This window comes from Ekhidna lutea (assembly GCF_900188325.1).
Classification (GTDB): Bacteria; Bacteroidota; Bacteroidia; order Cytophagales; family Cyclobacteriaceae; genus Ekhidna; species Ekhidna lutea.
In genome coordinates this window covers 253804-267470 of the sequence record NZ_FZPD01000002.1, presented here as the reverse complement: position 1 = coordinate 267470, position 13667 = coordinate 253804, and the positions used below count along the sequence as shown (strand labels likewise).

Sequence of the window (13667 nt, the reverse complement as noted above, 5' to 3'; positions counted from 1 at the left end):
TAAAAGCTTCGTACTTTTGTGTTGTAAATCATTCAGATATGAACATTGAACAGATATATACCGGATGCCTTGCACAAGGCGCATACTACATTGAGAGTGAAGGAGAAGCGGCCATTATTGATCCGCTAAGAGAATCAGCTCCTTACCTGAAGAAAGCTGAGAAAGAGGGAGCGAAAATCAAATTTGTTTTTGAGACTCACTTTCATGCCGATTTTGTATCAGGCCATGTAGATCTGGCTGAAAAATCCGGTGCTACAATTGTATACGGCCCCAATGCAAATCCTAAGTATGATGTACATCAGGCACAGGATGGTGAAGAATTTAAGCTTGGAAAAATCACAATCAAAGCACTTCACACCCCTGGTCATACAATGGAAAGCACGACCTATCTGTTGTTTGACGAAGCAGGGAAGGAGCATGCCATTTTTAGTGGAGACACCCTTTTCATAGGTGATGTAGGCCGCCCGGATTTAGCACAAAAAGGAAGCATGACACAAGAAGACCTGGCAGGAATGCTTTATGATAGCCTGAGAGCTAAAATCATGACACTTCCGGATGATGTGATCGTCTATCCGGCACATGGAGCCGGCTCTGCATGCGGTAAAAATATGAGCAAGGAGACACATGATCTATTAGGCAACCAAAAGAAGAATAATTATGCCTTGCGAGCGGATATGACCAAAGAAGAGTTTATCAAAGAGGTAACAGATGGATTATTGCCTCCGCCACAATATTTCGCTCAGAATGTAGCCATGAATAAATCAGGAGCAGTAGGATTGGACAAAGTACTCGAAAAAGGAAATGTGCCATTGGATGTTGAAACATTCGAGGCGATGGCCAATCATGAAGGGGCTTTGGTGCTAGACACTCGTCATCAGAAAGACTTTATTAAAGGTCACATCCCTAACTCCATTTTTATCGGAATTGATGGCGGCTTTGCGCCGTGGGTTGGTGCTTTAATTCCTGATCTACAGCAACCAATTGTATTCCTTGCACCTGAAGGGAGAGAAGAGGAAGTAGTCACACGACTTTCACGTGTGGGCTATGACAACACCCTTGGCTATCTGAAAGGTGGAATGGAAGCATGGCAGGCAGCAGGGAAAGAAGTGCAGGACATGGAATCCATTCCGGCGAGTGAGTTTGCAGAACGCCATAAAGGAGGAGATCTCCATGTAATGGATGTCCGCAAGCCCGGAGAATTTGAAGCTGAACATGTAGAAGATGCGGAGAGCATCCCATTGGACTTTATAAGTGAGCAGATGGACAAAATTGATGAAAACAAAACCTATCACATTCACTGCGCAGGTGGATACCGATCGGTGATTGCTTCATCTATTCTGAAATCCAGAGGCTTTCATAACCTGGTGGATATAGCAGGTGGCTATAAGGCCATCAAAGAAACTGATATCCCAACAACAAACTTTGTATGCCCAACGACGCTGAAATAGCACTTAGTTAAGGCACATTTAAATCAAAAAAATATGGAATTTATTAGCCAACCATGGCCGTGGTACGTGGCAGGACCACTTATTGCCTTTATTATGCTGAGTCTCTTATTGAGTGGAAAGCGATTTGGGCTCAGTAGCAACCTCAGAAGTATGTGCTCCATCATGGGAGCAGGAAAGCACTGTGAGTTCTTCGATTTCAACTGGAAAGCACAAAGCTGGAACCTGATTTTTGCTGTTGGTCTGATTGCAGGAGGCTTTATCGCCAATCAATGGATGGGTGCAGATGGGGTAAACATTTCCCAGCAAACCATTGCCGAGCTCGAAAACATGGGGGTTATCAACCCCGGACAGAGCATGGTACCATCAGAATTATTTAGCTGGGATAACCTGCTGACAATTAAGGGGTTAATAGCTGTTATTTTAGGTGGATTTTTGGTTGGATTCGGCGCACGATATGCCGGAGGATGCACATCCGGACATGCCATTAGTGGACTCAGCGATCTGCAACTGCCTTCGCTGATTGCGGTGATTGGCTTCTTCATTGGAGGACTGGCTATTACCTATTTTGTCACACCTTTTTTGTTAAACCTGTAAGCACAAGCATATGAAATTCATTAAGTTTTTATTCTTTGGAATCCTCTTTGGTATCACGCTTACAAAAGCAGAAGTGATTTCCTGGTATCGCATCTATGAAATGTTTCGATTCCAGTCCTTTCATATGTATGGTGTGATAGGATCAGCAGTCGTTTTGGGCATCATCATTATTCAAATCATCAAACGAAAGCAAATTAAGTCGATAGAAGGTAATCCCATTACCATTGAACCAAAGGAAAAAAGTGTCGTGAGATACCTGGTTGGTGGAATTATTTTTGGTTTTGGCTGGGCACTGACAGGCGCTTGTCCGGGACCCTTGTTTACGTTGGTAGGGAATGGTGTAAGTGTTATGCTGGTTGCTATTGCATCTGCAACTCTTGGAACCTATGTATACGGAATACTGAAGAATCATTTACCACATTAGGAGTAGGTTAGTTTCCAATAGTAACTTACAGCCATGTTACTTAAAATTCTACTACTTCTGACGCTGGTCGGAATCATTCTTTTTGTCCGTTACATCTTCAAAGACGAAGGGCCACACCATTCCTGAGCCTTGGTAACAATTGTTACATTTATATAAGCAAGTTCCGACTAGCTTTATGATTTAACAATTGCATTTTGAGTTCAAGTAGAAGACAATTCATTAAAAAGAGTACCCTTGCGGCATTCTCCGGGATCATTGGAGCTCCCATTGTTTTTGGTAAATGGCTACCCAAAGATTACATCCCGCTCATTCTCGATCAGAATGATTTTCACAACAAATTCAGTAAAGATCCGGCCATGGTCGTGCTCAACGACAAGCCATGGAATGCGGAAGCACAGGCCCACATATTAGATGACAAGGTCACCCCGGCTTCCCGAATGTTCGTGAGGAATAATGGATTGATTCCTCAGGATATACAAACAGATCAGTGGACCTTAACGATTGATGGTGAATCGGCGCTAACAACCAAAACATATACATTAGCAGATCTCAAAAGCTTTCCAAAGCACACGTACCAATTGACGCTGGAATGCGGCGGTAATGGTCGGAACGAATTTGACCCGCCGGCAAAAGGCAATCAGTGGTCGATCGGTGCGGTCTCCTGTGCCAGCTGGGGTGGCGTCAGACTCAGCGACCTACTCAAGGACGTAGGAGTGAAGGAGGATGCCATCTATGTCGGTTACTATGGAAAAGACATGCACCTGAGTGGCAGTCCGGATAAGAACCCCATATCCAGAGGAGTGCCCATCAGCAAAGCAATGATGGAAGAGACTCTGATCGCGTATGAGATGAATGGTGAGGACATACCCCTGGTTCATGGTTTTCCACTTAGGCTGGTGGCAGGTGGCTGGCCGGCTTCCGCTTCAGGAAAGTGGCTGCATCGGTTAAGCATCAGAAACAAGGTACACGATGGTGCCAAGATGGAAGGCAGCTCCTATAGAGTGCCCTGCGAACCAGTCGCGCCCGGAGAGAAAGTGCTTGATGAAAACATGTGCATCATTGAGTCCATGCCTGTTAAGTCACTCATCACTTATCCAAAGTCCGGAGCGATGCTGGGGACCAAAAAATCATTAGCTATTCGGGGACATGCATGGGCGGGAGAGCTAAACGTATCAGTCGTTCATTATTCCATCGATTTTGGAGTTACCTGGCAAAAGTGTGAGTTACAAGCGGCTGCAAACCGATTGGCCTGGCAGCACTGGAGTGGCAATGTCTCCTTTCCTAAGGATGGGTATTATGAAATATGGGCAAGAGCAACCGATTCCGAGGGTAATATGCAACCGATGCTGGTTCCCGGCTGGAATCCCAAAGGATACCTCAACAATGCCTGTCACCGGATTGCAATCAAGGTAGGTTAGCATTTATTATGGACAACAAGCAATATATTCGGATTCTCAAGCAGGTGGTTGTCATACTGAAAGCAGCCATATTTTCATTGATTCTGCTATTGGTGCTTGTGATGGATATGGGCTATAATCTACTCAAAAAGGAATTTAACAACGACCGTACGGTAGCAGCTGAAAGGGTAGAAGCACCGGAAATTGTGAATGGGGTACATGTGCGGACCGGGCTTGTAGAAGGGGAAGGATTGGATTTGGTGATACAAAACTGTACAACCTGCCACTCATCTAAGCTGATAACACAAAACCGCATGACCAAAACCGGATGGCAGAGCACTATCCAGTGGATGCAGGAGACGCAAAATCTTTGGGATCTGGGGGATCAGGAGGCACCAATTATTAACTACCTGGCCGCCAACTATGCCCCACAAAAAAAGGGCAGAAGGGCACGATTAGAAAACATAGAATGGTATGAAATGGAATAGCTACATAAGTGTATGGGTCGTCCTTTGCCTGGGTGCAGGATGTAATCAATCCGTAAAGGATGTGGGGACCGAGTTGCCAGTAGTAACTAAGTACCTGATAGAAGCGGATGAATTGCGAGCGATCATTGATCAGGACAGCCTTGTCTTACTGGACCTGCAACGTCCCGATGATTTCATGAAAGGCCATTTACCAAACGCCATAAACCTCTGGCGTTCAGCACTTAATAATCCTTCATTTAACTACGACGGAATGATGCCGGAGCGGGAAATACTGGAAACAGTTCTGCAGAGAAAAGGCGTTTCAGCGGATGCTTTTTTGATACTGTATGACAACCGAGGATCGTGTGAGGCAACCCGACTGTGGTGGGTGCTTAAGCATTATGGTCATGACCGAATGGCCATCCTGAATGGTGGCACACAGGCATGGTCTCAGGTAGATTCACTGACAAGCGTCATTGCCGACAGACCGCAGGGTGATTTCAAATTTCCTGAACAAGCGATAGCACAAACATCCGACAACATATTGGTGGCGGATCTATCTGATATGATCAGCCAAAACCAGGTGGTGGTCCTGGATACACGCTCAAAGGAAGAGCATGAAGGCCTAACCTTAAAGCAAGGAGCCCAATGGGCAGGCCATATTCCCGGGAGCATTCACATCGACTGGATGGAGGCCGTGGATCAAACCAGCTACCGATTCAAAGAATCAGCAGAATTGCAAAAAATTTACAATAAAGTACTTAATAATGATCTATTAGCCGTTACGTATTGTCATTCAGGGGTACGATCCACGCATACGTATTTTGTGTTGACAGAATTATTAGGAAGAAAAAATGTTACCAATTATGATGGTTCATGGGTGGAATGGACAAATCATTTTCAGCAGGAATTAGTTAATTAGAAACAAGCCATGGAAGAGTATATCAACATCATCATCGAAAGCTATCAGGGGTACGCCAACTACCTGTGGAGCGAAATTAAAACCCCCAGCTGGCACAACTACTTTTACTGGTTAATAGGGGTTTCAGGGTTCTTTTATGGACTGGAATTGATACGTCCATGGCGGGAAAACCAACCACGGTTTCGCAAGGATTTCTGGCTGGATTTTTTCTACATGTTTTTCAATTTCTTCCTGTTTTCGCTGATTATCTACAATGCCGCCTCCAACGTTGTAGTAAACTTCTTCAATGGTTTACTTGAATCCATCGGAATCACCAATCTTTTGGCTTTTGAGGTGATGAGCTGGCCCATGTGGTCACACTTACTGATAGGCTTTGTGGTTCGTGATTTTGTGCAGTGGTGGACGCACAGGCTGCTGCACCGGGTTGATTTCCTTTGGGAGTTTCATAAAGTGCATCATTCGGTGGAACAAATGGGATTTGCGGCGCATCTACGTTACCACTGGATGGAAAACGTAGTTTATCGTACGATCGAGTACATTCCATTGGCACTGATCGGGATCGGATTAAGAGACTTCTTCATCATTCACATATTCACTCTGGCTGTGGGTCATTTCAACCACAGCAACTTCAAACTCAACCTCGGAGCTTTAAAGTACATCTTCAATAACCCTCAGATGCATATCTGGCACCATTCGTATCACTTACCAAAGGAACGTAGGTACGGAGTGAATTTTGGGCTTACGCTCAGCCTGTGGGACTACCTGTTTAAGACAAACTACATCCCACATGATGGCAAAGACATCAAACTGGGCTTCCCGGGGGTAGAAAAATTTCCGAAAAATTTTGCAGAACAGAACCTACATGGATTTGGAAAAAAACAATCTGAATAGTCAGGGAACGAATGCAAAGCTGGGATTCCGTACTTTTGCGCAAATTCCCACTCCATGAACAACTTTGAGCACCTAGACCTTTCCAATTCTCTCCAACACGCATTGGAAGATCTGGGCTTTCACACACCAACGCCCATCCAGGAGCAGGCCTATAACGCCATACGATCAGGGAAGGACCTGGTAGGAATCTCTCAAACAGGAACAGGGAAGACCTTCGCATACCTTTTACCGCTGCTCAGAGACCTGAAATTTTCGAAAGAAATACCTCCAAGAGTGCTGATCATCGTCCCAACAAGAGAGCTTGTAGGGCAGGTGGTAGAACAGTTGGAATCACTGACTACCTACATGAACATCCGTGTGCTTGGCGTGCATGGAGGTAAAAACATCAACACGCAAAAACCAGCGGTCGTAGCAGGAATGGACGTTTTAGTGGGTACGCCCGGACGACTGTATGACCTGGTATTGCACAAATCACTGTCGCTTAAAAGCGTAAAAAAGGTCGTAATCGATGAAGTGGATGTGCTGTTGGACTTAGGCTTTCGATTTCAGTTGACGAATATCTTTGATATGCTGCCAACAAGGCGCCAGCACATCATGTTTTCAGCCACCATGACCGAAGAAGTGGACGAGCTGATCGATGATTACTTCAGCCAACCGGAAAAAATCACGATCGCTCTGAGTGGTACGCCGCTGGAGAATATCACACAAGTAGCGTATAAAGCGCCAAACTTCTATACGAAAGTAGAGCTGGTCAAGCATTTATTGGTTTCTGCTAAAGCATTCCCTAAAGTATTGGTGTTTGTTTCCAGCAAACGAAACGCCGATCGGCTATACGAGGAGATGGAGGAAACGTACGAGAAAGACCTGTGCATCATCCACAGCAACAAAAGCCAGAATTACCGTCAACGATCGCTGGAAGCATTCAATGAAGGAAAGAAACGCATCTTGATTGCTACTGACGTTATTGCCCGGGGATTGGATCTTACAGACGTGAGCCATGTGGTGAATATGGATGTGCCGATCTATCCGGAAAACTACATGCATCGGATTGGCCGTACCGGGCGTGCAGAGAAAGAAGGCTCATCCATTTTACTGTACACAGAAAAAGAAACAGAACAGAAGGTAGCCATCGAAAAGCTGATGAAGATTGCGATTGCTGAAGAACCATTTCCTGAAGAAGTAGAACGATCGAATGAACTTCTGCCAGAGGAACGACCAAAGGACAAGCAGAAGGAGTTATCTCATAAGTTGCGCTCTAACGAACCAAAAGGAGAGGCCACACACGAGAAGAAGGACAAGAATAAGAAAACGAATCTGGGAGGTTCGTACCGCCGCAAGCTCGCTAAGAAGTACAAGAAGCCACTGACACGTGGTGACAAGAATCAAAACCGTAAGAAGCGGAAGTAATACAGTAGTTTCTCATTAAGTCCAAATCAATACCATAGGGCAGGTTTTCTATATTTCTATTTAACATAATATAAATTATATAACAATACTAGTGATTTGCCGTAATGCGAGTTTTACGAGCATTTACACATAAGATCAGATATATAACTGTGTGTTGGCTCTAGCGCGGCTGAGTTGTATATCGGTACAGATCTTATGTTAAGGCAAATCACGGTAACCTTAATCCTGCTCTCAAATGTTAAAGCAAATCACGGCCACTGCTAGATCCCATTGATTATATAATTCTATATTATGCTAAGCCGCCATCAAGGCCGGCGAGTATTGACGTTTAGTGCTCCTAAAGTTTATGTTTTTAGATTCTGCTTCTAAGAATGTTGTTATATAATTAGACGTTATATTAAGTAGCCGCTCAGGCCAGCGCACGAATCCTTCTCGCACCAACCGCTGATCCTGAGCGCCTAATAATTTTTCTTTTTGGCCAACCCGCAAGAGTTTTTCTCCAACCGCACACACAACAGATTTGCCAGGCTGTGTGATTCGTTATTTTGAAGTATTCTGAACCAAAATACGAGATTGTCTCAAATATTGAATTCTCAGCGATTAAGAACCGCCTGTCAAAACACTTGTGTTTTCCCGACCCACCGTATCGTAGATCGATTAGCTCACAAATTGATTGATTGGCTTTCGTATGGTGTTCGCTTAATGCCCTCATGCCGGGCAGGCACTTCCTTTTTTCATTGATAAAAAAGGAAGCAAAAAATCTAGCCAAAATAATCACCTATCAACCGCACATTCCGACCCACGCCCGGGTATTTTGGCGAGCCAGCGCTTAATAGATTCTATTTAACATAATTGTTATCAACTTTCTTTCTAGAATTCAGCATTGAATCAATTTTCTGATTTGAAAACAAGACTTCTCCGAAATGCTTCAATTGTACTTGTTTATAGTCTCTACCACCTTCCAAATGCCAAGCTCGAATAAGTTTTAACAACCTATTTCCAATTTTCAGCTTGTATTTTTCAGAGTAATAAACCGTGTTAACAATACATAGCTCCTGATTGAGATTTGGGGAAAACACATAGTCTAATGTCTTACTATGAAGAAAACTTAAAAAGTCTTCAGTATAGATGAACTGTTTATCATTAATTGAATAAATGATTGAAGAAAAATTAAAGAATGCGGTAGATGGAATAAAAGTTTGGAGATCTACATCAAACATTTTAGGAACCCTTTTAAGTCCCCAAGTATTGTCAATTCTCCATAAATCCAGATTCTTCTTTCCCAGCTTTAATTTGTATCCACCAAACGAATTTATTATGTATTTGTGGTTGCCCAATAGCTGCCTGACTGTTTCATCTGAATCTACTATCACATCAACATCTCTTACTAAATAATTGTGTAGAAAGTAGTTTCTAATGATTCCGCTGAATATGTAAACATTTGTGTGACTGGAAAGATTAATAAGAAAATCGAACATCTCCCCTTCTAAGGCATCATGAAGAAATCGATAGAACGGCTGTTCACTCGATTTGATTTTATTCTCTATGTTCTCATATTTTCTGGCCACTCAATTTTTGGTATTGGTTCAATGCAAACTGATCTGTCATTCCGCTAATGTAATCCACAATCGTCCGTAACTTATAGTAGTCACTTATATCCTCAAACTTGTCAACTTTATTTTCAATCATAGCCGCTCTTTTCAAACTATTCGATAGAATTCCTTCAGCTCGTTTCCTGTAATCACCAGAATTGAAAAAGATAAAGTCTATATAGTAGTCTAACAATCCGGTTATTACTGAATGGCCAGTTAATTCAAGTTGCTGAATTTCTCTTTTAGGGAAAATGTGATCGTAAGAAAAGTCAGCTAACGTGTCCGCTAACTTATTTGGATCATCGTGAATTAATTCATTTTTGTACTGTCCTGCACATATAAGTTCCAAATTGTCAACAAAATTTTTAACTGCTACTTTAACCAATTCAGAAATCAAATGAATCCTCAGTTTCACCATCTTGGTGATTTCCGATCCCAGTCCCACTTCCTTCCTTTCAAGTTTCTCAAGCTTATCATCAATGCTCTGACTCACGCCTTTTAGTTTCCCAGCGATAAATTTATAACTATACCAACCTTTATTAAAACTGTCCTCAAGATCCATCACTAAGTAACAAATTGAGTCGGCCGCTTCCATTAAAAACGCTAAGGGGTGCCTCATTACTTCGTTATCTTTTTCTAACCCACATTCATCAACAACCTGTTTAAAAATGTTTATTTCAGATTGAAAAACACCTCTCTTCTTGTAAGGTAGATTTCCTTTTATTGGATCGCCGTAATTTGGGTACTTTATGAAAGCACCAAGTGTTGCATATGTCAAATTGAGACCTTTATCGTCATTTAACACCTGTAATTTGGTTAGCACTCTTAGGCCCTGTGCATTTCCATCAAACAAAGTGAAATCCTTTTTCTCGTCATCAGACAACCTCAATTTGGCAATGTTTGGATCAACCTTCCCAAATGAGTTGCTTTCTTTATCGTAGTTGAAAAATCTTTTGAAATATGATGATATAACCGTTTCTCCAAAATGTCCAAAAGGTGGATTCCCAATGTCATGAACAAGACAAGCGTTCTTGAGAATAACAGGAATATCTCGATGAATTTCGTCTTTTGGTAATTTTGTCTTTTCAAGAAAATCATCATTTTCAACCACCCTCAATCCTAGCGAATGTCCGATAGCCATTACCTCCATTGAGTGAGTCAGGCGTGAATGAATATTATCATCAGTGGTTAATGGAAAGACTTGAGTCTTATCATGCATTCTCCTTGTAGCTGGACTAAAAATCACTCTGCCGAAATCACTTTCAAATTCATTTCTGGGATCAACCTTTCTGTCTTGTTCTCTTTCAGAGGGCCTGTCTCTTTCTGCATTTAAAAATTGCTTCCAGTTCATATAATTAAGTTTAGATTTTATATATAATATTTAAATGCTAATGGAGGAGTATTTTCAATCGGACTTGCCGTCAAAATCTCTCCTATTGCATCAGCAAATCTCAAAGTGACAGGTACTCCATCACCGTAGATACAAGCATTATAGTTGAGTTTAGTCAAAGCTAGTATATCATCGAGAACGACTTTGATATCCGATTCTCCTTTTGAAATTTCAATGAAAAGTGGATTGGGAACTTCCATAGACAGTGAAGTTTGTAACCGCGGAACATAGCCTTTAGTCCATAAAAAACCAGATCTTTCACTCTGTATATAAGCCAAACCTCTTATCATTGGAAAATCACTATCAGGTCGAAAAATCTTCAATGGCTTCCTATCATTAATTGAAATTCCTACTAGATTGGTTGACTCTGGTACTGCATCTGAAAAGCCAACCCATTCCTCATTGTTAAACCGTGTTTTTGCATGTATAAATAGTTCCTTTGGAGGTACACCCTTTTTTTCAATATAGGTTTCAAGAGCAATAGATATGAGTTCTTTCGCCTTAGCTCTATTTAAGTGATATTCTTTAGTTGAGTCATTATACCAAGGTCCAACCGCTCCTCTAAAAACTGTTCCGTCACCACTGTCTAAGAACATTTGAGCAGCGCAACAAGCATTTCTGGTATTGCCACTTCTTTCATCCTTTTTATAAACTAAACCTATGTAACAAACTCCTTCTCTAATATCGGCAAGCTTCCATGGTCTTCCACCAGTTTTATAAAAAGCCGCTGTTGATAATGACCAAGCTAGGTGACCTTCAATTTTAGAAAAGTCTCGAAGGAACATTCCATTTGATTTTGTGAAGTTTCTCCAATCAATTGTACTTTCTCTTAGTATTTGAGTGGGTATAGCTCTATGTAAAAGGCGAGCCTTTAATTGATGATGAAAATGTGCATCATGCTTGAAGGGTTCGTTTTCTTCATTGATAATGTCAAAAAGACTTGACATACCTGTATTCAACATTTTTTTAGCTGTTGACTTCTTTGTTTTTCTTTTTATTTCAACTAATTCTTTAGGCAAAGAAGAATTCGGACGACAATAACTATATATCTGATCAGGAATTATTACAAACCATACATCAGCTTTAGCATCCTCGTTTTCTACTGCCTCAATAATCTTTTCAGTAAACAATGTAACCAATTCATAAGTCCTAGTATGAGTGTCTTCATTGTATAAATGTTTGCCAATTTCTTCATTGGTCACTTCCTTGAATATGACCTTTTTAGAATTCCATTTTGACCTAAAAACAGCTTCGAACCCAGGGAAAAATGGTCTTGTAACAGTATTAGCATTACTTATCGGTTTTTGAAGAGATTCAATAAAGGATTGAAATTTGGCTAGACTTTCTTTGGTACCTACAACACCATTCATTATTCCATATGGTATATTATTCTCGATGGGTCCAAACAGTGTTAGACCATCCCTAGGGTCTTCTATTTTTTGATTGAATCCAAATAATATTTGAGGTTCTTTGATTCTAATTAAGTCCTTTTTCATTCCTCATTATTATTTAATTCAATCTCATCTTCTTCCTCATATGTTCCATCTTCTTCGGGCAAATTGGCTTTGTTCGGATCAATATATGAAACTGGACTTTCAAACATTATTGGTGTTATTGATACTTCAGCCCTCTCTTCACTACCTAGGATAAGATGAAATGATTCATCATCGTCTCTTAAGTATTTCATAAAAGCAAGGGTCTTATTTCTCCAATCATTATTCCACCAATTCTTCCCTTGCTTTCTTCGAGCTGAATGTTGCTTACTAGCTTCTTGAATTAATTCTTGACCATCAGACGTAAACCAGATATGAGAATTAATAACAAAGCATCTCTCGGGAAACATCTTTACGTTTCCAGAAATACCAAAGTGCCAGTTTTTGTCTTTTTGTTTTCCTACAAGTTGAATTCTATCAATTTTATCCTTCTCTAAAACTCCCTTCTTTATCCAAAAAGAAGTTTTATTCGACATATCATATTTCGCCACTTCCTTTCCTAAAACAGACTTATCGAAACCTTTATTAAGTAACTGTATTATTAACCTTTTTGACTCAGAATTTGAAATAAATCTATTTCCATAATCACCACTTAATATTTCTTCAGTATCTACTTGTTCGGTATCTGCTTGATTATAAGTTACGGTTTTAGGCAGTTCTTCCATGAAGTCATAACACCATGCGAAAGAAACTAAACAGTTCTTGTACTTTATGGCTGGAAAAGGCAAGGTTCTCACATCAAATCCTCTCGGAATCGCATAGTTAAATCGGTGAAAATTGAGCTTTTTAGGAAGCTTAAGAATTGGAAACCAATTCGAAAAATAGACCTCTTCTTTTTCGACTGGATGTTTATCATGCAAACTAATTGTTTGCCATAATTCATTAACTCGATTGTAATCAATTTCTGATTTAGGCACGGATTGATCCTCAAACAACTCAACCACTCTCTGCAATCCATCTGCCCAAGACTTCTTGAAGTTGATTGAATTAAGGCGATTTAATTCAATATTAACATCATCGTAAGAAAGGCTACTGTCAATGTGCAAGGGTATGATGAATTGAGAATCATTCAGTTGCTTTTTTACTTTTTGACCAACAGCTAACTCCTTTAAAACACCTTCTCGGTTATTAGAATCACTAGAAAGTACTATGAGCAATTTTATCGTATTTTCTCTTATTTCATTTTCGATTTGCGGCCACCAATCTTCACCGCCTTTTAACTTTAATACATCACTCCAAACTGAATACCCTAATCCAATTAGCTGTAAGCTTAGCCAACGAGTAAATTCATTATCCTCTGGTGCCGCATGACTAATGAATATCGTTTGTCTCATTTTACTTTGTTGTCAACTAACAAATCCTTAACACTCACATCTAAGATTTTCGCAATTCTATACAAGTCCTCTACACTAGGTTGTCTCCTATTTTGCACATAGGAATTGACCATGTTATAGCTTTTATCCAGTTTATCAGCTAACCAAGTTTGCTTGATACCCTTGGAGTCTAGGACTTCTTTAATCCTGTTCATTAGCTCTTAAATTGATGTAAGTCCAAGATAACGAAATGAAATAGAATCATCTCACTGAATGAGATATAAATATTTTATGATGCGAATAATTGGCCTGCGCTTAAGTCTCACACA

The 13667-nt window shown here is 40.9% G+C and carries 13 protein-coding genes; 8 read left to right on the top strand and 5 right to left on the bottom strand.

What is annotated here, in order from left to right:
- Positions 1 to 38: 38 nt before the first annotated feature.
- From CHB71_RS05045 to CHB71_RS05010, 8 genes are all read left to right on the top strand, one after another.
- The gene (locus tag CHB71_RS05045) at positions 39 to 1448 is read left to right on the top strand and encodes an MBL fold metallo-hydrolase (RefSeq protein ID WP_089355812.1); all 1410 of its coding nucleotides are present in this window, start codon (positions 39 to 41) and stop codon (positions 1446 to 1448) included.
- Positions 1449 to 1481: 33 nt separating this feature from the next.
- A complete protein-coding gene (locus CHB71_RS05040) occupies positions 1482 to 2042 on the top strand; it encodes a YeeE/YedE family protein (protein WP_089355811.1) in 561 nt (186 codons plus the stop codon).
- 10 nt (positions 2043 to 2052) lie between these two features.
- Positions 2053 to 2466 (top strand): YeeE/YedE family protein, encoded by a 414-nt coding sequence (locus tag CHB71_RS05035; protein WP_089355810.1) that lies wholly within the window; start codon positions 2053 to 2055, stop codon positions 2464 to 2466.
- Between the two features lie 194 nt (positions 2467 to 2660).
- Positions 2661 to 3884 (top strand): sulfite oxidase, encoded by a 1224-nt coding sequence (locus CHB71_RS05030; RefSeq protein ID WP_179213313.1) that lies wholly within the window; start codon positions 2661 to 2663, stop codon positions 3882 to 3884.
- Positions 3885 to 3892: 8 nt separating this feature from the next.
- Positions 3893 to 4351, top strand: coding sequence for a hypothetical protein (locus CHB71_RS05025; protein WP_089355809.1), 459 nt, complete (start codon positions 3893 to 3895; stop codon positions 4349 to 4351).
- A complete protein-coding gene (locus CHB71_RS05020; protein ID WP_089355808.1) occupies positions 4338 to 5252 on the top strand; it encodes a sulfurtransferase in 915 nt (304 codons plus the stop codon). Before CHB71_RS05025 ends, CHB71_RS05020 begins: the two co-directional genes overlap by 14 nt.
- Before the next feature lie 9 nt (positions 5253 to 5261).
- Positions 5262 to 6143, top strand: coding sequence for a sterol desaturase family protein (locus CHB71_RS05015; RefSeq protein ID WP_089355807.1), 882 nt, complete (start codon positions 5262 to 5264; stop codon positions 6141 to 6143).
- A gap of 54 nt (positions 6144 to 6197) precedes the next feature.
- Positions 6198 to 7550, top strand: coding sequence for a DEAD/DEAH box helicase (locus CHB71_RS05010; protein WP_089355806.1), 1353 nt, complete (start codon positions 6198 to 6200; stop codon positions 7548 to 7550).
- An 839-nt stretch (positions 7551 to 8389) separates the two neighbouring features.
- Here CHB71_RS05010 and CHB71_RS05005 read toward each other — a convergent pair.
- Genes CHB71_RS05005 through CHB71_RS04985 form a run of 5 tightly spaced genes read right to left on the bottom strand, consistent with a single transcriptional unit; the run spans position 8390 to position 13553 of the window.
- Positions 8390 to 9118 (bottom strand): hypothetical protein, encoded by a 729-nt coding sequence (locus CHB71_RS05005; RefSeq protein ID WP_089355805.1) that lies wholly within the window; start codon positions 9116 to 9118, stop codon positions 8390 to 8392.
- Positions 9102 to 10493: a dGTP triphosphohydrolase gene (dgt, locus tag CHB71_RS05000; protein WP_089355804.1), complete on the bottom strand. Its 1392-nt coding sequence runs from the start codon at positions 10491 to 10493 to the stop codon at positions 9102 to 9104. The genes CHB71_RS05005 and dgt overlap by 17 nt, the downstream gene beginning before the upstream one ends.
- A gap of 17 nt (positions 10494 to 10510) precedes the next feature.
- The gene (locus CHB71_RS04995) at positions 10511 to 12028 is read right to left on the bottom strand and encodes an argonaute/piwi family protein (RefSeq protein WP_089355803.1); all 1518 of its coding nucleotides are present in this window, start codon (positions 12026 to 12028) and stop codon (positions 10511 to 10513) included.
- Entirely contained in the window at positions 12025 to 13359 is a 1335-nt protein-coding gene (locus CHB71_RS04990) for a toll/interleukin-1 receptor domain-containing protein (protein ID WP_089355802.1), read from the bottom strand. The genes CHB71_RS04995 and CHB71_RS04990 overlap by 4 nt, the downstream gene beginning before the upstream one ends.
- Positions 13356 to 13553, bottom strand: a complete 198-nt coding sequence (locus CHB71_RS04985) for a helix-turn-helix transcriptional regulator (RefSeq protein WP_089355801.1) — start codon at positions 13551 to 13553, stop codon at positions 13356 to 13358. Before CHB71_RS04985 ends, CHB71_RS04990 begins: the two co-directional genes overlap by 4 nt.
- Between the last annotated feature and the right edge of the window lie 114 nt (positions 13554 to 13667).

What these genes read in the sequence shown, in the direction of transcription:
- CHB71_RS05045 (WP_089355812.1), top strand. Translation starts at nt 39, where the DNA reads ATGAACATTGAACAGATATATACCGGATGCCTTGCACAAGGCGCATAC.
- CHB71_RS05040 (WP_089355811.1), top strand. Translation starts at nt 1,482, where the DNA reads ATGGAATTTATTAGCCAACCATGGCCGTGGTACGTGGCAGGACCACTT.
- CHB71_RS05035 (WP_089355810.1), top strand. Translation starts at nt 2,053, where the DNA reads ATGAAATTCATTAAGTTTTTATTCTTTGGAATCCTCTTTGGTATCACG.
- CHB71_RS05025 (WP_089355809.1), top strand. Translation starts at nt 3,893, where the DNA reads ATGGACAACAAGCAATATATTCGGATTCTCAAGCAGGTGGTTGTCATA.
- CHB71_RS05020 (WP_089355808.1), top strand. Translation starts at nt 4,338, where the DNA reads ATGAAATGGAATAGCTACATAAGTGTATGGGTCGTCCTTTGCCTGGGT.
- CHB71_RS05015 (WP_089355807.1), top strand. Translation starts at nt 5,262, where the DNA reads ATGGAAGAGTATATCAACATCATCATCGAAAGCTATCAGGGGTACGCC.
- CHB71_RS05010 (WP_089355806.1), top strand. Translation starts at nt 6,198, where the DNA reads ATGAACAACTTTGAGCACCTAGACCTTTCCAATTCTCTCCAACACGCA.
- dgt (WP_089355804.1), bottom strand. Translation starts at nt 10,493, where the DNA reads ATGAACTGGAAGCAATTTTTAAATGCAGAAAGAGACAGGCCCTCTGAA.
- CHB71_RS04995 (WP_089355803.1), bottom strand. Translation starts at nt 12,028, where the DNA reads ATGAAAAAGGACTTAATTAGAATCAAAGAACCTCAAATATTATTTGGA.
- CHB71_RS04990 (WP_089355802.1), bottom strand. Translation starts at nt 13,359, where the DNA reads ATGAGACAAACGATATTCATTAGTCATGCGGCACCAGAGGATAATGAA.
- CHB71_RS04985 (WP_089355801.1), bottom strand. Translation starts at nt 13,553, where the DNA reads ATGAACAGGATTAAAGAAGTCCTAGACTCCAAGGGTATCAAGCAAACT.